Source organism: Actinokineospora sp. UTMC 2448, from assembly GCF_024760565.1.
Classification (GTDB): Bacteria; Actinomycetota; Actinomycetes; order Mycobacteriales; family Pseudonocardiaceae; genus Actinokineospora; species Actinokineospora fastidiosa.
Genome location: NZ_CP031087.1, coordinates 5,072,990 through 5,092,763 on the forward strand (window position 1 = coordinate 5,072,990; position 19,774 = coordinate 5,092,763).

22 protein-coding genes are annotated in these 19,774 nt (G+C 73.0%); 8 read left to right on the plus strand and 14 right to left on the minus strand.

The genetic code is table 11. The features are described from left to right. Positions 1-11 precede the first annotated feature (11 nt). The 6 genes from Actkin_RS23005 to Actkin_RS23030 all read right to left on the minus strand — a co-directional run bounded on the left by Actkin_RS23005 (position 12) and on the right by Actkin_RS23030 (position 5,676). Positions 12-473 (minus strand): phage tail protein, encoded by a 462-nt coding sequence (locus tag Actkin_RS23005; RefSeq protein ID WP_189211483.1) that lies wholly within the window; start codon positions 471-473, stop codon positions 12-14. A gap of 16 nt (positions 474-489) precedes the next feature. Then, the gene (locus Actkin_RS23010) at positions 490-2,550 is read right to left on the minus strand and encodes an eCIS core domain-containing protein (protein ID WP_258904229.1); all 2,061 of its coding nucleotides are present in this window, start codon (positions 2,548-2,550) and stop codon (positions 490-492) included. Between the two features lie 583 nt (positions 2,551-3,133). After that, positions 3,134-3,286 carry a DUF6760 family protein gene (locus Actkin_RS23015; protein WP_189211485.1) on the minus strand — a complete coding sequence of 51 codons (153 nt, stop codon included), beginning with the start codon at positions 3,284-3,286 and terminating at the stop codon, positions 3,134-3,136. Continuing rightward, positions 3,283-3,678 carry a phage tail assembly protein gene (locus tag Actkin_RS23020; RefSeq protein ID WP_189211486.1) on the minus strand — a complete coding sequence of 132 codons (396 nt, stop codon included), beginning with the start codon at positions 3,676-3,678 and terminating at the stop codon, positions 3,283-3,285. The genes Actkin_RS23015 and Actkin_RS23020 overlap by 4 nt, the downstream gene beginning before the upstream one ends. After that, a complete protein-coding gene (locus tag Actkin_RS23025; protein ID WP_189211487.1) occupies positions 3,675-4,136 on the minus strand; it encodes a phage tail protein in 462 nt (153 codons plus the stop codon). Before Actkin_RS23025 ends, Actkin_RS23020 begins: the two co-directional genes overlap by 4 nt. 10 nt (positions 4,137-4,146) lie before the next feature. Then, positions 4,147-5,676, minus strand: a complete 1,530-nt coding sequence (locus tag Actkin_RS23030) for a phage tail sheath family protein (protein WP_258904230.1) — start codon at positions 5,674-5,676, stop codon at positions 4,147-4,149. A gap of 192 nt (positions 5,677-5,868) precedes the next feature. Between Actkin_RS23030 and Actkin_RS23035 the strand changes: the two genes are divergently transcribed. Next, on the plus strand, positions 5,869-6,456 hold the full coding sequence (locus Actkin_RS23035) for a Pvc16 family protein (RefSeq protein WP_258904231.1): 588 nt from the start codon (positions 5,869-5,871) through the stop codon (positions 6,454-6,456). A gap of 70 nt (positions 6,457-6,526) precedes the next feature. Then, on the plus strand, positions 6,527-6,922 hold the full coding sequence (locus Actkin_RS23040) for a PAAR domain-containing protein (protein WP_189211490.1): 396 nt from the start codon (positions 6,527-6,529) through the stop codon (positions 6,920-6,922). A 2-nt stretch (positions 6,923-6,924) separates the two neighbouring features. Here Actkin_RS23040 and Actkin_RS23045 read toward each other — a convergent pair whose 3' ends face one another. After that, the gene (locus Actkin_RS23045) at positions 6,925-7,266 is read right to left on the minus strand and encodes an NUDIX hydrolase (RefSeq protein ID WP_258904232.1); all 342 of its coding nucleotides are present in this window, start codon (positions 7,264-7,266) and stop codon (positions 6,925-6,927) included. Positions 7,267-7,290: 24 nt separating this feature from the next. Here Actkin_RS23045 and Actkin_RS23050 point away from each other — a divergent pair, with 24 nt between their 5' ends. Next, positions 7,291-7,473: a hypothetical protein gene (locus Actkin_RS23050; protein WP_258904233.1), complete on the plus strand. Its 183-nt coding sequence runs from the start codon at positions 7,291-7,293 to the stop codon at positions 7,471-7,473. Positions 7,474-7,492: 19 nt separating this feature from the next. Continuing rightward, a complete protein-coding gene (locus Actkin_RS23055) occupies positions 7,493-7,696 on the plus strand; it encodes a WD40 repeat domain-containing protein (protein WP_396123004.1) in 204 nt (67 codons plus the stop codon). Here Actkin_RS23055 and Actkin_RS23060 read toward each other — a convergent pair whose 3' ends face one another. Continuing rightward, positions 7,697-8,191: a hypothetical protein gene (locus Actkin_RS23060; RefSeq protein ID WP_258904235.1), complete on the minus strand. Its 495-nt coding sequence runs from the start codon at positions 8,189-8,191 to the stop codon at positions 7,697-7,699. A gap of 132 nt (positions 8,192-8,323) precedes the next feature. Between Actkin_RS23060 and Actkin_RS23065 the strand changes: the two genes are divergently transcribed. From Actkin_RS23065 to Actkin_RS23075, 3 genes are all read left to right on the plus strand, one after another. Then, positions 8,324-9,349, plus strand: a complete 1,026-nt coding sequence (locus Actkin_RS23065; RefSeq protein ID WP_258904236.1) for a GNAT family N-acetyltransferase — start codon at positions 8,324-8,326, stop codon at positions 9,347-9,349. 47 nt (positions 9,350-9,396) lie between these two features. Then, the gene (locus Actkin_RS23070; protein WP_258904237.1) at positions 9,397-10,974 is read left to right on the plus strand and encodes a succinic semialdehyde dehydrogenase; all 1,578 of its coding nucleotides are present in this window, start codon (positions 9,397-9,399) and stop codon (positions 10,972-10,974) included. Between the two features lie 93 nt (positions 10,975-11,067). Continuing rightward, positions 11,068-11,997: a zinc metalloprotease gene (locus tag Actkin_RS23075; protein WP_258904238.1), complete on the plus strand. Its 930-nt coding sequence runs from the start codon at positions 11,068-11,070 to the stop codon at positions 11,995-11,997. A 224-nt stretch (positions 11,998-12,221) separates the two neighbouring features. Here Actkin_RS23075 and Actkin_RS23080 read toward each other — a convergent pair whose 3' ends face one another. The 4 genes from Actkin_RS23080 to Actkin_RS23095 form a co-directional block, all read right to left on the minus strand. Beyond that, positions 12,222-15,185, minus strand: a complete 2,964-nt coding sequence (locus Actkin_RS23080; RefSeq protein ID WP_258904239.1) for a helix-turn-helix transcriptional regulator — start codon at positions 15,183-15,185, stop codon at positions 12,222-12,224. A 12-nt stretch (positions 15,186-15,197) separates the two neighbouring features. Continuing rightward, positions 15,198-15,344 carry a hypothetical protein gene (locus Actkin_RS23085; RefSeq protein WP_189211499.1) on the minus strand — a complete coding sequence of 49 codons (147 nt, stop codon included), beginning with the start codon at positions 15,342-15,344 and terminating at the stop codon, positions 15,198-15,200. A 149-nt stretch (positions 15,345-15,493) separates the two neighbouring features. Then, positions 15,494-15,694: a DUF397 domain-containing protein gene (locus Actkin_RS23090; protein WP_189211500.1), complete on the minus strand. Its 201-nt coding sequence runs from the start codon at positions 15,692-15,694 to the stop codon at positions 15,494-15,496. Further along, on the minus strand, positions 15,691-16,569 hold the full coding sequence (locus tag Actkin_RS23095) for a helix-turn-helix domain-containing protein (protein ID WP_189211501.1): 879 nt from the start codon (positions 16,567-16,569) through the stop codon (positions 15,691-15,693). The genes Actkin_RS23090 and Actkin_RS23095 overlap by 4 nt, the downstream gene beginning before the upstream one ends. A gap of 333 nt (positions 16,570-16,902) precedes the next feature. Here Actkin_RS23095 and Actkin_RS23100 point away from each other — a divergent pair, with 333 nt between their 5' ends. Next, complete coding sequence (locus Actkin_RS23100) at positions 16,903-17,208, plus strand: hypothetical protein (protein ID WP_189211502.1); 306 nt, start codon at positions 16,903-16,905, stop codon at positions 17,206-17,208. Between the two features lie 142 nt (positions 17,209-17,350). Here Actkin_RS23100 and tesB read toward each other — a convergent pair whose 3' ends face one another. Together tesB and pyk are read right to left on the minus strand one after the other, a co-directional pair. Further along, positions 17,351-18,223 (minus strand): acyl-CoA thioesterase II, encoded by an 873-nt coding sequence (gene tesB / locus Actkin_RS23105; protein WP_189211503.1) that lies wholly within the window; start codon positions 18,221-18,223, stop codon positions 17,351-17,353. A gap of 93 nt (positions 18,224-18,316) precedes the next feature. Further along, positions 18,317-19,741 carry a pyruvate kinase gene (pyk, locus tag Actkin_RS23110; protein ID WP_189211504.1) on the minus strand — a complete coding sequence of 475 codons (1,425 nt, stop codon included), beginning with the start codon at positions 19,739-19,741 and terminating at the stop codon, positions 18,317-18,319. Positions 19,742-19,774: the final 33 nt, after the last annotated feature.

A 19,774-nucleotide genomic window follows, 5' to 3' on the forward strand; every position in this document is an offset into this window, starting at 1 on the left:
TCCTCAGGTGGTCAGAACAGCATCCGCTCGTCCGGCAGGAATCCACTGTGGACGAGTTCGAGGGTCTCGACGGAGATCTGGCTCGCCCCGGCGTCGAAGCTGCTGATCGCCCACCGGGCGGGCATGACCTCGCGCAGGTCCCAGGTGGTGACGGGGTCGGCGTGCAGCGCGGTGTAGAGCTCGATCACGCCGTCGAAGACCTCGCAGTTGAACTGGTTCTTGTCCAGCCACTCCCGCACCTGCTTGGTCTCGTCCGACACCGCGCGGGAGAGCTTGACGTTGGTGTACTTGGTGTTGCCCGGGAAGTAGAACCGGTTGTTGCCCTGGTCGCCCGCGCGGTACTCGGCCACGTCGAAGGCCACGTCCAGGCCGTCGGCCTTGGTCCAGCTGCCCAGGTCGTAGACCTTCTTGCCGGACATGCGCACGACGAACCGGTTCGCCATGCCGATCTTGCTGCTGTCGCTCAGTGGCACGATTCGCCCCCTTTCTCTAGCGGAAGTCGGTCAGAAGCCCGGCGCGTTCGCGGTCGACCAGCAGCTCGAGGCGCAACCGCCCGCGCAGCCGCTCGTACAGGCGGGCGGTCAGCTCCTCGATGTCGACCCGGTCGAGGTCGATCGGCTCCTGCTCGCTGCCGTGGCCCGCGCGGTCGTGGCCGTCGTCCGGGCGGCGGACCGGGACGGTCTCGCTGAACTGCACGACGTCGCCGAACACGCCGTCGACCTCGTCCGCCCTGCGGCGGTCCCGGTGGTCGGAGTAGCGGTGCGGCCTGTGCTCGTCCTCGTCGTCGGGCTCGACCGGTCGAGGTCTGTCCGGCGTCCGTCCCTGCCGCGCGGGCGCCGGAGCGGACGCGCCCGCCGGGGTCACCGGCCGGGGCCTGCCGTCCGCGCCGACGACCTCGCTGAACTGAACCACGTCGCCGAACACGCCGTCCGGCGGCGGCGCCGACCACGAGCGGCGCGGGCTCGGCCGGAAGCCGGTGAACTCCTCCCGGTCGAGCCTGCGCTCCAGGCGTTCGAGGTCGGCCTGGTCGAGGTGCCCGACCGGGGGGAGGTTCTGGTAGTCGCGGTCGGTGTTGATCATGTCGAGCATCTCCGCCTCCAACTCCTGGCGGCGGGCCTCGCGGTCGAACTCCGGCGCGGGCGCGGGCGCGGGGCCGCCGCCGAGCCGGGGGTGGCTCCACTGCTCGACCACGCGGTGGGCGGAGGTCTCGGCGATGTGCGCGATCTCCTCGCGTTCGGGCTGCTCGAAGTGCGACGACTGCACGGCCGTCGGCTGGACGGCGAGCTGGGCTGGTCCGGCGAGCGCCGGGGCGGGGGCAGGCCTCGGGTGGTGGAGTTCGGGGGCGGCGGCGCTGGTGGTCTCGTAGCGGCGTTCGACGGCGACGGCCTCGGCCTCCAGCCTGCGGCCCTGGTCCGGCACCCTGCCGAGCACGCGCTGCTGGGCGACGTGCACGAGTTCGTGGGCGACGAGCGCGCGCGCCTTGGGCGCGGTGAGGGGACCGGCGGCGTCGGGGAGGAACACGGCGCCTGCCCTGGCGAACGCCCGCGCGCCCCGCTCCCGCGCGGCGGCGTCGACGGCGGGGCCGCGGAAGACGGGGACGTCGGTGACGTCGGTGCCGGTCGTCCGGCTGACGTCGTCGGCGATGTCGGCGGGGGCGGTCACCTGAACGATCGGCTCCCCCTGGGCCGGGGGCCGGTCAAAAGGGCGCTCCGACCGGTCCTCCGACCCGGTCGGCGTGGCCTCGGGGTGCACGAGCGGAGGCTGTTCGGCGGTCGCCGCAAGCGCTTCGGGGTGCACGAGCGGGGGCTGCTCAGCAGTCGCGGCGAGCGCCTCGGGGTGCACAAGCGGGGGCTGCTCAGCAGTCGCGGCAAGCGCCTCGGCGAGCGACGGCGGCTGGTCGACCTTGCGCAGACCGTCCAGGGTGTACGGGAACCCGGTGCGAGCGGGCGTCTCCGGCGGGGCATCGGGCTCCACCCGCGAGACCGGCGCGCCGAGCCCGAGCCTGCGCGTCTGCCCCAAGGACCGTCGCCGCGGCGGCAGCGGCCTCGGCGGCGCGGGCGCGGTCCCCTGCTCGGCCACCCGGGCGGGCGGCTCGGGGGACGGTCGCGGCGCCGGATCGGCCTGCTGGGCAGGCGGTGGGGTGAGGGGCGGCAGGACAGCGGGGATGTTGGTGGGGATGGTCGTCGGGATGTTGGTGGGGATCGCCGTCGGGATTGACCTGGGGAAGTCCGCCGGGATGGTGCTGGGGATGGCGGGCGCGGCCTCGGGCTTCATCCACTCGGGAATGTGCCGGAGCCACCCGGGCGCCCGGTACGGCTCCGCCGGCTCCCGTGCCTCCCCGACGAACTCGTCGGTCGCCGCGGTCAACGGCCTGCTCTCACCAGCCACCCCAGCCCGCACCCGCCGCGGCGCGGGCGGCGGCGGCAACGGCGCGGTCGGCCCGGCCACCACCTCAGGCACCGGCAACACCCGCGCCAACCCCTCCACCCGCCCGATCGCCTCCCGCTCCACCACGACGGAGGCCCGAGGATCGATCAACGGCGGCCGCACCGGAGCGTCCCCCACCACCAACGGCGCAACCCCCCGAACAGTGGGCGTCAACGGCGGCAAGGAGGCCCAGGACCGAGCAGACCCACGCCCAGCCCCCGCCCCACCCGCACCGCTCGCCTGGCTAGACCCGCCCGGCCCCGGCGCTCCGCCGCCCGTGGCCGAACCAGCCGACCCGTGGCCCACCGGCACCTGACCTGCCGTACCTCCGGCCAGCGCCTGCCCCGCCGCGCCATTCGACGCCTGCCCGACAATGCCGCCAGCCGTTGCTTGACCCGCCGCACCGCCCGACGCCTGCTCCCGCGCGCTGCCGCCCGGAAAGGCAGCACCGCGAGCCGATCCACCAGCAGTCCACTGCTCCACCGGGCCGCCTGCCGAGCCTGCACCGTCGGCAGGCCCCGTGCCGCCTGCGGTCGCACCGGTGGCCCACTGGGCATCCGGGCTTCCCGGCGATCCCGCACCAGCGGGACCGGCACCCGGCGCTGGACCTGCCGCGCCGCCCGGCGCCGAATGCGTCGCGTCGTCGGGTGGGGCCTGGTCCGCTTTGGCCGTGCCCCAGAACCTCCACCGCATGGGCCCCTCCCTCCTACTGTTCGACTCTGGTGTGGATGCGGCCGATCTCGGTGATCAGCCGGGTGCGCACCGGGTGTTCGAGGTCGAGGATCGAGTCGAACTGCCAGTGCAGGTAGTAGGCGACGTACGCGACCTCCTCCCAGAGGCGGTCGGTCGCGTACGTCACGATCCCCCCGGCGCATCACCGGCGAGGTCCACCGCGAAGCCCTTGCCGCAGTGCGGGCAGTCCACCGCGACCTCGGTGTGCCCGTCTGCGTTGATGCGTCGGTACAGGTCCTGCAGGAACGCCATGTCGGAGGCGAACAGGTTCTCCACCACGAACGTGTCCACAGCGGGCAGGTCGCCCAGCGTGGTGACGGTGCGCTCCAGCAGCAGCACCGTCAGGTACGCCGGGTTGGCGCGCGCCCGCTGGTCGGACTGCGTCGTGATCTCGTCGCGGGCCGTGGCCAGGCGCATGACGCCGGAGCGGTGCACCTGGCCGTGCTCGTCGACGTACCCGCGGGGCAGCGTGAACGGGTACTCCGTGCGCAACCCGGTCGAGGTGACCGCCGCCGTCACACCGACACGCGCTGGATGCGCTCGGACACGATCGTGACCGTCTCCATCAGCACCTCGCTGGAGCCCGCCTTCAGCGCGCCGATCTCCAGTTTGGACGGCCACGCGTGCTCGAGGTGGTACCGCGCCACCGGCTTGCCGTCCGTGCCGTACATGACCAGCGAGCACGACTTGCGCGCGGCGACGATGTCCCCGGCGAGCACGGCCTCGTGCCAGGCCCACAGTTCCATGCTGGAGTTCTTGCCGCGCTTGAGCACCAGCGTCGCTGGCTTGGTCTTGCCCGGCAGCTTCTTGAGGACGACCTCCTTGTCCGTCGACTCCATCAGCTCGACCGGCTCCACCTCGGTGGTGATGCCCTGCAGCTCGGAGAACGACGCGATCTCGTAGCCGTCGATGGTGATCGAGAACCGCGCCGCGGTCAGCGCGTCGTTCGGTTGGTTGGAACCCAGTCCACCCGCCATGACCTAACTCCTATTCCTCGAGACCGGCGCCCTCGGCGAACTGCGAGATGCGGAACACCACGAACTCGGCGGGCTTGACCGGCGCGATGCCGATCTCCACGGTGAGGATGCCCGCGTCCCGGTTCTCCGGGGGGTTGTTCTCCTCGTCGCACTTGACGAAGAACGCCTCGGCGGGCGACTTGCCGAACAGGGCGCCGTCGCGCCAGACCCGCCGCAGGAACATCGTCACCGTGCGCTTGACCGAGTCCCACAGCTTGGGGTCGTTGGGCTCGAACACCACCCAGTTCGTGCCCTGCAGGATGGACTTCTCCACGTAGTTGAACAGCCTGCGCACGTTGAGGTAGCGCCACTCGGGGTCGCTGGAGAGCGTGCGCGCGCCCCACACCCGGATGCCCTGGCCGCGGAAGGAGCGGATGCAGTTGACCGCGATGGGGTTCAGCAGGTCGTGCTCGCCCTTGGTGATGTTCAGCTCCAGCGTCACCGCGCCGCGCACGACCTCGTTCGCGGGGGCCTTGTGCACGCCGCGCTGGGAGTCGTTGCGCGCCCAGATGCCCGCCATGTGGCCCGACGGCGGCACGAACACCTGCTTGCCCGCGACCGGGTCGGCGACCTTGATCCACGGCCAGTACAGCGCGGCGTACTTGGAGTCGTAGCCTGCGAAGTCCTGCCGCCACTCCTTGACCTGCTGCGCCTTGAGCCCGGACGGGGCGTCCAGGATGGCCACCCGGTCGGCCATGAGCTCGCAGTGCGCGATCATCGCCAGCTGCACTGCCTTGACGTCCTCGCCGCTGAGCGCGCCCGCCTGGTGGGCGGCCATGAGGTCGGGGACGCAGAGCATGGTGATCTCGTCGATGGCCTCCAGCCCGGCGAAGCCGGTGCGGTCGGCGGCGTTGCCCACGTACTCGTTGGAGTCGATCCTGGCGGGCAGGTTGGCGTCCGCTGGCGGGACCAGCGCGGTCTCCCCGGCGTTCGGCACGGCCAGCGCCTTGCCCTTGACCTCCTCGACGGTGATCAGCTTGGACTGCTGCTGCACCACGGTGGCCACGTTGTTGGGGCCGCGCTTGGCGGTGACGTTGTCGAACGTCTCCACCGGCTGGCCCGCCTTCTTGACCACGAGCCGGAAGGTGTCCTCGCCGTCGGGCGTGACCTCCACGGCCAGGTCGGTGTCCATGGGCGAGCGGGCGGCCACGGTGAGGCCGGGGCGGCCCTCGGCGCCGGGCAGCTCGGCCCGCGCGGCGGGGGCGTGCCCGTTGCCCTGCGCGCCGCCGTCGGGCGCGGCGCCGACGCGCACCACGTAGGCGACGCCGCCGCCGTTCTGGAAGTAGCCGTAGACGGCGTGGGCCAGATAGCAGCCCGGCACGAAATCGCCGAAGGTCGTCTTGAACTGGGTCCAGTTCGTCACGAGGACCGGTTCGTGCAGGGGGCCGCGCTCGGCGAACCCGACGAACGCCGCGACCGCGGTGCCCACGGCCTCGATGGGCCGTGATCCGGAGGACACCTCCTCCATGTAGACGCCGGGCGCGAGGTAGCTGCTGGCCATGTCGACTTCTTCTCCCTCACATGCGAGCGGATCCGCCGGTTCCGAGCTTGGGGGGACGCGGCGATCAACCGCAGTCGCCGCGGGGCGGGGGCCGGGGCACCCGCGGCTGCACCTTCGGGCGAACCCGCCGCGCCGGAAGGACGGGCGGCGGACCGTGTACAGGGCGTCCGGACCGGGCGAAGACTGGCGCGTGTGATCACCGAGGTGGACGACGCGCTGTGCGTGCTCATCGGCCGCGCCCTGCCCGAGGGGACGGCCGTGCGGCTGGACCCGCCGAAGCCCACCTGGCAGACCGAGCGCCCGTCCGCGGCGATCGATCTGTTCCTGTTCGGCCTGCACGACGACCCGCGCGGCCGCCAGTCGGGATGGGACGACATCCGCGACGAGCGCGGCGCGGTGCGCTCCCGCCGCGCCCCCGCCCGCCGCTGCGTGCTGTCCTACCTGGTCACCGCCCGCGCGGCGAAGGTCGGCGACGAGCACCGGCTGCTGGACCTGGCCCTGCGCGCGATCCTGTTCGCCGACGTCATCCCCCCGGACTGCTTCGAGTCCGACGCCGACGAGCCGGTGACCCTGGCCCTGTCCGGCGACGGCCCCGGCGACCTGTGGAGCAGCCTCGGCATGCCCGCCCGAGCCGCCTTCGTGTTCACGGCGTCGGCGGCCTACCTGCCCGCGTCCGACGAGGACATCGCCCCGCCCGCGGAGAAGCTGGCGTTGCGCTCCGGCCAGAACGTGCCCGGCGCGCTGAGCCCGTCCGCGCCGAAACGGTGGGTGCGCGCATGAGATCCGCGGCGAAACGGGCACTGCGCCCGAGCCTGCCCGGCCCGCTCTCCCCGGAACGACGGGTGCGGGCATGAGCTTCGCGGCCAAGATGGGTGACAAGGTGGTCGGCACCGACACGCACGTCGTGCTGGTCCCCTCCCCCGGCGGTCCGGTCGCCACGCCGACGCCGTTGCCGTTCGCGGGCACCATCACCGGGGGGTGCAGCGCCGACGTGCTCATCGGCGGCCAGCCCGCAGCCGTGGTCGGCAGCACCGCGACCAACGCGCCGCCGCACATCGTCCCGCCGCCGTCGACGTTCCAGAATCCGCCGACCAATCAGGGCACGGTGGTCAAGGGCAGCTCATCGGTCCTCATCAACAACAAGCCCGCCGCCCGCAACGGCGACAAGGTCAACACCTGCAACGACCCCGCCCCGGCCCCCACGGGCACGATCGTCGCCGCGGGCACGGTGATGATCGGCGGCTAGCGTCAGCCGCCGGTGCTCCGCAGGATCGGCGGGTGCAGCACGTCGGCGGTCCCCCTGCGGTACAGCGCGGCAGGCCTGCCGCCGTGCTTGGTCGTGTGACCGCCGGTCGGGACCAGGAAATCCGCCACGCCGGTGACCTTGCGGTGGAAGTTGCGCGGGTCGAGGGTCTCGCCCCACACGATCTCGTAGACGTTGCGCAGGTCGGCGACGGTGAACTGCGGCGGGCAGAACGCCGTGGCCAGTGCCGAGTACTCCAGCCTGCTCCTGGCCCGCTCGACCCCGTCGGACAGGATGCGCTGATGGTCGAAGGCCAGCGTGGCGCGTCGGGTGAGCACCTGTGACACCGGAACCCACCGGGCCGAGCGCGCGTGCCGGGTGTGGTGGTCCACTCGGTGGAGAGCGGCGCCGTCACCGCGACCCTGATGACCGAGGGCGCCGGTTCCTGGGTCTCCTACGGGGCGGACGGCTCGTCGCTCGCGGTGAGCGGGAACGGCGGCGCGGGAGTTCTGGGACGCGACGACCGGTTCGTGCGCGTCCACTCCGGGCACTAGGGCCGAGGACTGCGCGGACCTGGCCTTCGCCCGGGACGGCACCCTGTTCGCCACCTTCGGCAGGGACGGCGCGGTGGACGTCTGGGACGCGCGGAACCTGCGCCCGATAGGCGGGTTTACGACCGACGGCGTCACGGCGCTGGGCCTTCAGCCCGGACGGGAGCTCCTCGCCACCGCCGACGGCGACGGCGTCGTCCGGATCTGGTCGGTGACGACCGGCTGATCACGAGGCCACGAGGCGGTCGGGGGCCACCGGGACGGCGGCGAGGACGACCATGCCGATGGCCGACACCTCCTGGTCGTGGCGCTGCATCCACGCGCGGGCGCCGTCCCACGCCGGGCGGCCGCCGTCGGTGCGGGGGCGGGCGGAGACGGCGAGCCGGTAGCGCAGGGTGCCCGCGACCGAGACGGCGGCGCGGGCGAAGTCGACCACGCACAGGCCCGCCGACACGGCGGTGTCGGGCACGCGGAAGGAGCGGGTCGTCTGGGTGAAGCGGTGGCCTGCGCCCGCGGTGATCCTGGGCCGGGGGCCGCTGACGCCGCCGACGCGCACGCCCGTCCCGAGTTCGCGCACGGCGGCCAGGCAGGGCGCGCGGTCCGGGCCCGCGACGGCCACCTCGCCGTCGAGGCTCAGCACGATCCGGACCTCCACCTGTCCTATATCGACGGACGTGCTGGCCACCGGAGCGCGCGGCAGCCGGTACCGGAACCCGACCATGCCCCGACGGTAGGAACCGGGAGGGCCGAGGGGGAGGTCCCATCGGGCAGCCGTAGGTGCGAACCCGGTCACATCACAGAACGGAAACCCGCACGCCCCCGGCAGGCAATACCGGGCGGGCAGGCTGCTGGCATGGACACACCCACCACCTGGCGGCTGCGGGTGAGCCTCGACGACCGCCCCGGCGCGCTGGCGCGGGTCACCACCCGGCTGGCCGCGCGCGACTGCAACGTCCTGAGCCTGTCGGTGCTGCCGGTGCCCGGCGGCGTGGTGGACGAGATCGTGGTCAGCACCCCGCCCGGCCTGGCCCCGGCGACGCTGATCGGCGACATCCGCGCTGAGGGCGGCCGGTGCGTGGGCATCACCCGCGCCGACGTGCGGCACCTCGTCGACCGCACCACCGCCGCCCTGCGCGCGACCGCGAGCGCCCTGCGCGACCCGCAGACCACCGCCGAGGCGGTGCGGGTCCTGCTGGGCGCGGACGCGGTCGGGACCGGCTCGCTGGGCGACCACGGGTGCGCCGTCGTCCGGCTCCCCGACGGGACCGAGCTGGCCGCGCGGCGCGGCTGGGCGCCGTTCACCGAGGTCGAGCTGGCCCGCGCGGGCGCGTTCGCCGAGGTGCTGGCCGCCGCCGGGGCCGTGCCCGGACCGTCCGCTGTCATCACGAGGACCGGCGCGGGCGTCGTGCTGCGCGAGGGCAGGGCCGACGACGCCGACGCCGTCACCGAGCTGCACGCGCGCTGCTCGACGCAGACCCTCTTCGCCCGCTACCACGCGGGTGTCCGCACGCTCCCGCGCCGCTGGCTGCACCGGCTGCTCCAGCCGCCGCGCGGGCGCACCCTGCTGGCGATGGCGGGCACGAGCGTGATCGGCATGGCGCAGGTGATCAGGACGACCGACCCGGCCGAGGCGGAGGTCTCCGTGCTCGTCGAGGACGCGTGGCAGCGCCAGGGCGTGGGCTCGGCGATGATCACCCGCCTGGGCGCGATCGCCAGGGCGGCCGGGCACACGCGGCTGGTGGCCTGGTGCCTGCCGTCGGAGTCGGGGTTCGAGCGGGCGGCGGCCGCGGCCGGGCTGCCGATGTCCGTGCGCACCGAGGACGGCCTGGCGCGCATCGAGCTGACCGTCGCCCGGGTGACCCGCGCCACTACCCGGTAGCTATTACTCGGAAGTAACATGGTGGCCCCGAGCGAAGGAGCCGCCCCATGACCGCTACCGCCGCCTCCGTTGGCGCCGTCGCAGGCGCGCCGTCGGCCGAACGGGCCGCCGAGCTAGTCGGTCGGGCGGTCGGCGGGACGGCGCCCACCACGGTGGCGATGACCGCGCCGTTCACCGGGGAGCCGATCACGGCGCTGCCGCAGATCGACGACCCGGACGTGCGGCAGGCGTTCGCGCGGGCCCGGGCGGCGCAGCGGGAGTGGGCGGCCCGGCCGGTAGCGGAGCGGGCGAAGGTCATGATGCGCCTGCACGACCTCGTGCTGGCCCGCCAGGACGAGGCGCTGGACCTGATGCAGGTGGAGACGGGCAAGTCGCGTCTGGACGCCTACGACGAGATCGCCGTGACGGCCATGACGGCCGCCTACTACGGCCGCAAGGCGCCCAGGCTGCTCGCGCCCAAGCGCAAGGCGGGCGCGCTGCCGGTGTTCACCCGCACCACCGAGGTCCGCCACCCCAAGGGCGTCGTGGCCATGATCTCGCCGTGGAACTACCCGCTCGCGCTCACCGGCATGGACGCCATCCCGGCGCTCGTCGCGGGCAACGCGCTGGTGCAGAAGCCGGACAACCAGACGGCGCTGACCGCGCTGTGGCTGCACGAGCTGGCCTCCGACGCCGGCCTGCCCGACCACGTCTGGCAGATCGTCCTCGGCCGCGGCTCCAAGATCGGCTCCGCGCTCATCGAGGAGGCCGACTACCTCGGCTTCACCGGGTCCACCGAGACCGGGCGCGGCCTGGCCGCGCAGGCGGCGGCGCTGCTGACGAGCTACTCCATGGAGCTGGGCGGCAAGAACCCGATGGTCGTGCTGCCCGACGCCGACATCGACCGCACGGCGACGGGCGCGGTCACCGCGTGCTTCTCCTCGGCCGGACAGCTGTGCGTGTCGGTCGAGCGGATCTACGTGCACGAGAGCATCCGGGCGTCGTTCGTGCAGGCGTTCGTCGACCGCACCAAGGCGCTCAAGTTGGGCGCGAGCCTGGACTACAGCTCCGACATGGGATCGCTGACCTCCGCCGAGCAGTTGGCGACGATCAGCGCGCACGTCGAGGACGCCCGGGCGAAGGGCGCCACCGTCCTGGCGGGCGGCAAGGCGCGCCCGGACCTCGGCCCGCTGTTCTACGAGCCGACGATCCTCACCGGCGTGCGCGAGGGCATGACCCTGCACAAGGAGGAGACGTTCGGCCCCGTCGTCTCGGTCTACGGCTACACCGATGTGGACGACGCCATCGCCCGCGCCAACGACACCCGTTACGGGCTCAACGCCAGCGTGTGGACGCGCGACCGCCGAATGGGTGAGCGGGTCGCCGCGAACATTCACGCGGGCACCGTGAACGTGAACGACGGCTTCGGCGCCGCCTTTGGCAGCCTCGACGCGCCGATGGGCGGAATGGGTGACAGCGGCGTCGGCAGGCGCAACGGCGTCGAGGGTCTGCTGAAATACACCGAGGTCCAGACGATCGCCGCCCAGCGGGTCGTCCCGCTGCGCCCGACGCGGGCCGTGCCGTCCGCGCTCTGGACCAAGGGCCTCACGCTCGGACTGAAAGCCCTCAAGCGTCTGCCCCGTTAACTGGGAAGATTTCCTGTGTGAATGCGTCTTCCCATATATATCTCCCGCTGCATACGTTCGGGCTCCGTCCCCACCACGCCAGGGAGATAGCTGATGGGCCGATCCCGCACGTTCAAGGCGGCAGGCGTCGCGGCGTTGTCCGCCGTGGCGCTCGCCATCACCCCGTTCGCCCCGAGTTCGGCGCTGTCGGCGGCACCGGTGCTCGACTGCCTGAGTGAGACACCGACGTCGGCCGCGGCCCGCGGCGGCAGACCGCTCGACCACGAGCCGATGTCCGCCGCCGACGTCGCCGCGGTGGAGAAGAAGACCAAGGACCTGTTGGCGCGCAAGCGCGCCGAGGGCTACTACGTGCCCCAGGGCGCCCTCGCCGCGGCGACCGTGCCGGTGTACGTCCACGTCATGGCCGCGGCCAACGGCCGGGGCGACGTGACCGACCAGCAGATCGCCCAGCAGATCGCGGTGCTGAACGAGACGTTCGCGGGCCGGGAGTCCAGCCAGGCCGCGAACACCGGCTTCACCTTCCAACTCGCGGGCGTCGACCGCTTCTACAACGACCGCTGGCACCGGGACGAGCAGAGCAGCACCTACCGCGCGAAGACCCGCAAGGGCGGGATGAACGCGCTCAACATCTGGCTGGTCGAGTTCGACTACCTGGGCATCGCGACGTTCCCGTGGAGCGGCAACCAGCGCATCGACGGCATCCGCGTCCACTACGACTCCCTGCCCGGCGGCGGGATCGCGAACTACAACCTGGGCGAGACGACCACCCACGAGGCGGGCCACTGGTTCGGCCTGTACCACACCTTCCAGGGCGGCTGCACGACCAAGAACGACGAGGTCGCCGACACCCCGGCCCAGTCCAGCCCCACCGACGGCTGCCCCGAGGGCCGCGACTCCTGCTCGCTGCCGGGCGTCGACCCCATCCACAACTACATGGACTACTCGTACGACTCCTGCTACAACCAGTTCAGCCCCGGCCAGAGCCAGCGCATGAGTGACATGTGGACGGCGTACCGCGCCTGATCCACCCGGCCCAGCGGGCCTGCCCGGGGCGCCAGGGCAGGGCCGCTGGGCCTTTCCGTCCTCTAAGGACTTCAAACCGCGAGCAAGCCGAGCACCGCGCGTTCGGTGAGGTCGATGTCGTGCGGGGTCTGGCCCTGCTGCTCGCACAGGCGTTACTTCCCACTCAGCAGCCGAATCCGCCCACGTGTAGCGGTACGACACCGCCCTGCTGCCAGCGCAGGCGCCTACTCCGCCCTCTCCAACAACCCCCGGTCGTAAGCCACCGCCACCGCCTCCGCCCGGCGGGTGGCGCCCAGCTTGGCCATGATGCGGCTTAAGTGGACACTCACCGTCTTCTCCGAGATGAACAGCTCGTCCCCCACCTGGCGGTTGGTGCGGCCCTGGGCCACCAGTGCCAGCACCGCCCGCTCCCGGGGCGTGAACAGGTCGATGCGCTCGCGGGGCGTCGCGTCCGGGTCCAGGGTGATGCGGGCGCGACGGGCCATGCGGCGCAGCGCCTCGCGCAGGGGCTTGGCGCCCAGGGTCGTGGCCACCTCGTCCGCCAAGCGCAATGCCTCGGCCGCGCCCGCGCGGTCGTCGGTCAGCAGGCACGCCTCGGCCAGGCGCCAGCGGCACAGGGCCTGCTCGTACACCGCGCCGTAGCCGAAGGCGTCCACCGCGCGGCGCCACAGGTCGGGATCGGCGCCCGTCAGGCGGGAGTGCTCGGCCTCGGCCCTGGCCAGCCACGCGCGGCCCTCCGGGCCCAGCACGCCCGTCCTCGGCACGACCGACCCGGCCGTCTTGCGCGCCAGGTCCAGCAGTTCCGCGGCCTCGGCAGCGATCGCCCCGGTCGCGTCGTCGTCGCGCCGGGTCGCGGCGGCGTGGGCCAGGTCGGCTGCCGAGGACAGGGCGAGGGCGGCCAGCCGGATCGACACCATCTCCCAGCTCACCGTCGCCCACGCCAGGGTCGCCCGCAGGTGCTCCAGCGCCCGCTCCGGCTTGCCGCGCCACTGCGCCAGCTCGGCGGCCACCATCCCGGCCACGATCGGCGTCGGGGTCGCGCGGTGGTCGTCGCTGCGGTAGTCCGCCAGCACCCGGTCCACCTCGGCGAAGCGGCCCCGGGCGACGCTGATCATCGCGCCCAGCATCGCCAGCCGCCCCCACACCACGTGCGACACCCGGTGCCCGGGCTCCGACGACGCCTCCGCGGCGTCCCAGTCGCCGTTGGTGTAGCGGGTGACCATCTGCAGCGCGCGCAGCTCAAGCCCGTACGTGCTCCACGTCAGCCCGACCTCGGACGCCCGCGCGACGCCCTCGTCCAACGTGCGCACCGCGTCCGCGAGGTCGCCGTGGTCGTACTGGTTCACCGCCAACGTGAACCGCGCCCGGATCTCCACCGTGGGCGCGCCCACCGAGTTCGCCAGCGCCATCGCCGTGCGCAGGCCCGCCCGCGACGCCTCCGTCTCACCGCGGCTCTCGTCCAGCATCGCCAAGGTGATCAGCGCGTCCGCCTCCGCGCCGCCGACCGACATCGCGCGCGCCTGGGTGACCGCCTCGCGCGCGTGCGCCGCCGCGTCCTCGGGCTGCCCCAGGCCGCGCAGGATCGTCGCATACGCCGCGTGCACCCACGCCGTCACCGGCACGCCGGGGCGGTCGGCCACCAGCGCGAGCGCCTCCTCGATGACCGTCCTGGCCTCCTGCTCGCGCCCGTCGGTGGCGTAGAGCGCCTGCGCCAGCCGCCGCCGGACGTGCGCGGCCTGCTCGGGCTCGGCGACCGGGTCGATGGCGGCCACCGCCGCCTTCGCGTAGGCGATCGCCCGCTCCGGCTCCCCGGACGTGCCCGCCACGAACGACGCGCGCTCCAGCAGCCGACTGTTCGATTCGGACGGACGCTCGGCCACCGGCACCGCGGCCCAGATCTTCAGCGCCCGCTCCAGGTGCTCCAGCGCCTCGGCGGGCGCGCCCAGCCGCTCGGCCTCCGACGCCGCCTCCAACGACGCCCGCAGCGCCACGGTCAGCGCGTGGCTCTCCATGCTGTGGTGGGCCAGCGCCGCGGCCACCCCCGGCTCCCCCATCCGGCTCGACAGCTCCCTGGCGTACGCCGCGTGCAGCCGGACCCGCTCCCCCGGCAGCAGGTCGTGGTACACCGCCTCGCGCAGCAGCGCGTGCCGGAACGTGTAGACGTCGCCGTCCTCGGGCACCAGGACGTTGTGCTGGACGGCCTCCCGCAGCCCCGCGTCGAGCCCGGCGTCCATCTCGGCCACGGCGCGCAGCCGCGAGTCCGCCACCCGCCTGCCCCCGACCGACGCCAGCCGCACGACGTTCTGCGCCTGCGGCCCCAGCCGCTCGATCCGGGCGAGCAGGACGTCCACCAGCGTCGCGGGCAGCGCGTCGGACTGCTCGGCGCAGTCGGAGTAGGCGGCCAGCAGCTCCTCGGCGAAGAAGGCGTTGCCGTCGGAGCGCTCGGCCAGCTCCCGCACGGCGGCGTCGGCCAGCCCGCCCTCCGACAGCGCGCTCACGAACGCCCGCGCGTCGGCCCGGCTGAACGGCGCCATGTCCAGCCGCTCGACGGCGGGCAGGCGCAGCAGCTCGGCCAGCAGGGGCCGCAGCGGGTGGCGGCGGTGCAGGTCGTCGGCGCGGTAGGTGCCGAGCACCAGCAGGGCCTGCGTGCGCAGCCTGCTCAGCAGGAACGACACCAGCCGCCGGGTCGACGCGTCGGCCCAGTGCAGGTCCTCCAGGATCAGCACGACCGGCCGCTCGCAGGCCAGCTCGGCCAGCAGCGCGTGCACGGCGTCGAACAGCTGCAGCTGGTTGAGGTCCTGCTCGGTGCGCGGCGCGCCGGTCGCCGCGGAGTCCAGGCCCGGGTCCGGCAGGCCCAGCTCCACCCAGTCGCCGAACAGCCGGGCGAGCGCTGCCCGGCTGCCCGCGCGCTCGCGGACCGGGCCCAGCGCCTCGACCACCGGCAGGTAGGGCAGTCCCGTCTCGCCGGAGTCCAGGCAGCGGCCGGTGAGCACCAGCGCGCCGTCCTCGCGGGCGATCCTGGCCAGTTCCTCGGTCATCCTGGTCTTGCCGACGCCCGCGTCCCCGGACAGCAGCACCGCGGCGGCCTGGCCACCGGCCGCCGCGGCGTAGGCGGCCCGCAGGGCGCGCAGTTCGCGTCCGCGGGCCACCAGGGGTATTCCGGAACCGAGGCGCGGCATGTGCGGCATGGTCGCACACATTCAGTCGGTGACCCGACCTCCCCGCGTCCGTGATCGCCACAGCCGCGTCCTGCGACCCCGCGCGGAACCCGCGCCGGTGCCCCGGGCGGTGTTGGCCACGCGGCGGTACTCGACCTCGGCCTTGATTCCCTCGATCGTCCAGTTCATCTCGCGACTCCCTCATCCGTGGTGATGACGATGAGATTGCCGCTGAGGCGCGGGCCCCGGCATCGGACGATCGCGTCGTGGACAGCGGACGACCCCTTACCCCCGGCCCCCTGAGGGGACGCCGGACCCGGGTAAGGGGTCGTCCCTGGTCAGTGCTCGAGCAGATCAGCCTTGACCGCGCCTAGGAACCCGGCCCACGGGCCGCTGGGCAGCGCCAGGTGTCCGTGGTCGGTGTTCTTGGAGTCGCGGATGGCGGCGCCTGTGGTGTGGACCACCAGCTCCACACAGTCGTTGCCCGCTCCGCTGCGGCTGCTCTTGCGCCATTGGGCACGTGCCAGGTCTGCGGTCACGCCCCACTCCTTTCGGTTTCGGGTCGTTGGGCCAACCGGTCGGCGGCCCGCCGGATGAGGTCGACGGTGTCCTCCGGCCGCAGCGCCGCGGCCCGCAGGTGGTCGAACATCAGGGTGTAGCGGCGCACGTCGGAGGGCTGTTCCAGGTAGGTGCCGGTGCTCGTGCTCTCCACGTAGACCACATCCGGGTCGGCGGGCTCGGGGAAGCCCAGGATGAGGAACGGGGCCTCCATGCCCGCGTGCGCGCCGGTGCCGAACGGCACCACCTGCAGCGTCACGTGCGGCAGCGCGGCGGCATCGGCCATGCGCAGCAGCTGGGCGCGCATCACCTTCGGCCCGCCGACGACGCGGTGCAGGACGGCCTCGTCGATGACCGCCCAGTACTCGGGCGGGTGGGGATCGGTGAGCAGGCGCTGGCGGGCCAGCCTGCCGCGCACCCGCTTGTCGATCTCCGCGGCGCCCGCGTCCGGGCGGATCGCCTGGATCACCGCGCGGGTGTAGTCCTCGGTCTGCAGCAGGCCGGGGACGAGCAGCGCCTGGTGCGCCCGCAGCGAGGCGGCCTCGGCCTCCAGGCCGACGAACGCGCCGGTGAACACCTCGGTGTAGGCGTGCCACCAGCCCTTCTGGCGGGCCTCGCGGGCCAGCTGCACCAGGGCCTCGCGGCGGTCGGTGTCGATGCCGTACAGCTCGGACATGTCGCGGACGTCGCGCGGGGTCACCCCGACGTGCCCGGTCTCGATGCGGCTGATCTTGGAGGCCGAGCACTCCAGCTTCTCGCCGACCTCGTCGATGGTCAGGTTCGCCGCTTCCCGGAAGCGCCGCAGTTCGCTGGCCAGCCTGCGCCTGCGCACGGTGGGGCTGTGACCACGCGCCACGTTCGTCACCTCGTCTCTCCCCCGCCTTAACGACCCAGGCGCACCGAGGGGTGCGCGGCCAGTGTCTGCCGAGAGCCGAACGCACACAAGGGACGCGGTCCGGTGCTGGGCATATTCGGTGAAACGTTCACCACGGCGCCACCGCTGTCACCCGATCGAGTGGTGCAACTTGCACAAAGCGATCTGCGAGGCGCAGGCTGCTCACTGTTCCCCTCAGACGGAGACGTCCACCCCAGGGCCGGGCGACCCCGACCACCGAGTCATCGGCAGGTCGCGGTGTCCACTTGAGCCCTCCGGGATGGTCCGCAGTCCACACCGGGCACAGGAGGCGCCGTGCGCGAGTCGCTTTTCGGACACCTTGAAGCGTCACTGCACGGCTACCTCGACGACCTCGACCGCCGCTCCGGCACCGGGGACCCGGCACTGGCCAGGGTGGAGCTGCCGAGGGTGACCACCGCGCTGCGGGCCCTCCTCGACGACCACCGACCCGACGCGGACGGTCGCTGCCCGACCTGCCGGACCAGGCTGTTCACCCGCGCGCCCGCCCCCTGCCGCGCGTACCTCACCGCCCACCTGTGCCTGCTGGTCACCGAGGACGTGGAGGACGGGATCGCCCAGCAGCACGACGCGTTCCACTGAAAGCCCGGGTAGCGCGGGCCTCTCCCACCCCTCCCGCCCGCGCCCCGCGTCGGACGACCGGACCACCCCAGGTCCACGCCCGACACGACGGCAGGGCCGGAAGCCACCCCGACGGCTTCCGGCCCTGCCGTCCATTCAGGACTCAGTCGATGACGCGCAGCATCCCCTCCTGCACGACGGTCGCGATCAGCCTGCCGTCGCGGGAGAAGAACCGGCCGGTCGCCAGCCCCCGCCCGCCGGACGCGCTGGGCGAGGCGCAGTCGTAGAGCACCCATTCGTCCGCCCGGAACGGACGGTGGAACCACATCGCGTGGTCCAGGCTGGCGCCGAGGACGTTGTCCACTCCCCAGTAGACGCCGTGCCGGGCGAGCACCGCGTCGAGCAGCGTCATGTCGGAGGCGTAGGCGAGCACGCAGACGTGGGTCAGCGGGTCGTCGGGCAGCACGCCGTCGGCGCGCATCCACACCTGGTTGCGGGCATCGCGCGGGCCCGTCTCGCGGGAGCGCCACGCGGGCTCGGACACGTAGCGCACGTCGATCGGGCGGGGCCGCTGCGCCCACGGGCCGAACTTCTCCCGCAGCTGCGGGCTCATCAGCTCCGAGTAGGTCGGCAGCGTCTCCGGGTCGGGCACGACCGGCATCTCCTCGGCGTGCTCGACCCCGGACTCGACCAGCTGGAAGGACGCCGAGAGCGAGAAGATCGGCTTGCCGTGCTGGACCGCCACGACGCGCCGGGTGGTGAACGAGCGCCCGTCGCGGATGCGGTCGACCTGGTAGACGATCGGCACCGCCGGGTCGCCACCGCGGATGAAGTACGCGTGCAGCGAGTGCACCGGCCGGTCGGCTGGCACGGTCCGCCCGGCGGCGACCAGCGCCTGCCCGGCCACCTGCCCGCCGAACACCCGCACCGGCGAGTGCTTGGGGCTCACGCCGCGGAAGATGTCCTCCTCGACGCGCTCCAGGTCCAGCAGCCTGACCAGCCGGTCCAGCACCGTCGGCTCGGCGACGTCCGTCATCTGCCCTCCACCGGCCCGTAGGTTAATCGCGATTAGCCTAACGGCCCGGCGCGCGATCACCACCCTGGCGCGGGGCCGGGGCGGTGTGACGCGTTACGCGTGGTCGTCCTCGCCGAGGCGGTGCACGCGGATGAGGTTGGTGGAGCCGACCGTGCCCGGCGGGGAGCCCGCGACGACCACCACGACGTCCCCGGGCTGGTAGCGGCCGATCGACAGCATCGAGGTGTCGACCTGGCGGACCATGGCGTCGGTCGAGTCGACCTGCGGCACCAGGAAGGTCTCGGTGCCCCAGGTCAGCGAGAGCTGGCTGCGCACGCTCGGCTCGGGGGTGAACGCCAGCAGCGGCAGGTGGGTGTGCAGGCGGGCCAGCCGCCGCACGGTGTCGCCGGACTGGGTGAAGGCGACCAGCGCCTTGGCGTTGAGCCGCTCGCCGATGTCGCGGGCGGCGTAGGAGATGACGCCGCGCTTGGTCCGCGGGACGTGGCTCAGCGGCGGCACGGCCAGCGTCTCGGACTCCACGGCCTCGACGATGCGGCTCATCGTGCGCACGGTCTCGATCGGGTAGCGCCCGACGCTGGTCTCGCCGGACAGCATGACCGCGTCGGCGCCGTCGAGGACCGCGTTGGCGACGTCGGAGGCCTCGGCCCTGGTCGGGCGCGAGTTGCTGATCATCGAGTCGAGCATCTGGGTCGCCACGATGACCGGCTTGGCGTTCTCCCTGGCGATCTGGATGGCCCGCTTCTGCACCAGCGGCACCTGCTCGAGCGGCAGCTCGACGCCGAGGTCGCCGCGGGCGACCATGACGCCGTCGAAGGCCAGCACGATGGCCTCCAGGTTGGCCACCGCCTCGGGCTTCTCCAGCTTGGCGATGACCGGCAGCCTGCCCCGGCCGACCCGGTCCATCACCTGGTGCACCAGGTCGATGTCGGCGGGCGAGCGGACGAAGGACAGGGCGATGAAGTCCACGCCCAGGTGCAGGGCGAACTCCAGGTCCTCGATGTCCTTGTCGGACAGCGCCGGGACCGAGACGTCCATGCCGGGCAGGGACAGGCCCTTGTTGTTGGAGACCGGGCCGCCCTCGGTGACCTCGCAGACCACGTCCGGGCCCTCGACGCTCAGCACGGTCAGGCCGACCTTGCCGTCGTCGACCAGCAGCCGGTCGCCGGGCTTGGCGTCGTGCGCGAGGCCCTTGTAGGTGGTGGAGACCCGGTCGTGGGTGCCCGCGACGTCCTCGACGGTGATGCGCACGACGTCGCCGGTGCGCCACTCGACCGGGCCGTTGGCGAAGGTGCCCAGGCGGATCTTGGGGCCCTGCAGGTCGGCCAGGATGCCCACCGCGCGGCCGGAGTCGTCGGCCGCCCGGCGCACCAGGTCGTAGATCTGCTTGTGGTCGCCGTGGCTGCCGTGGCTGAAGTTCATCCTCGCCACGTCCATGCCTGCCGCGACCAGCTCCGCCACTCGCTCCGGAGTGCCGGTGGCGGGGCCCATCGTACAAACGATCTTCGCGCGTCGGCTCACGGTCCCAGAGCCTAATACGTCTTGCTTTAACGA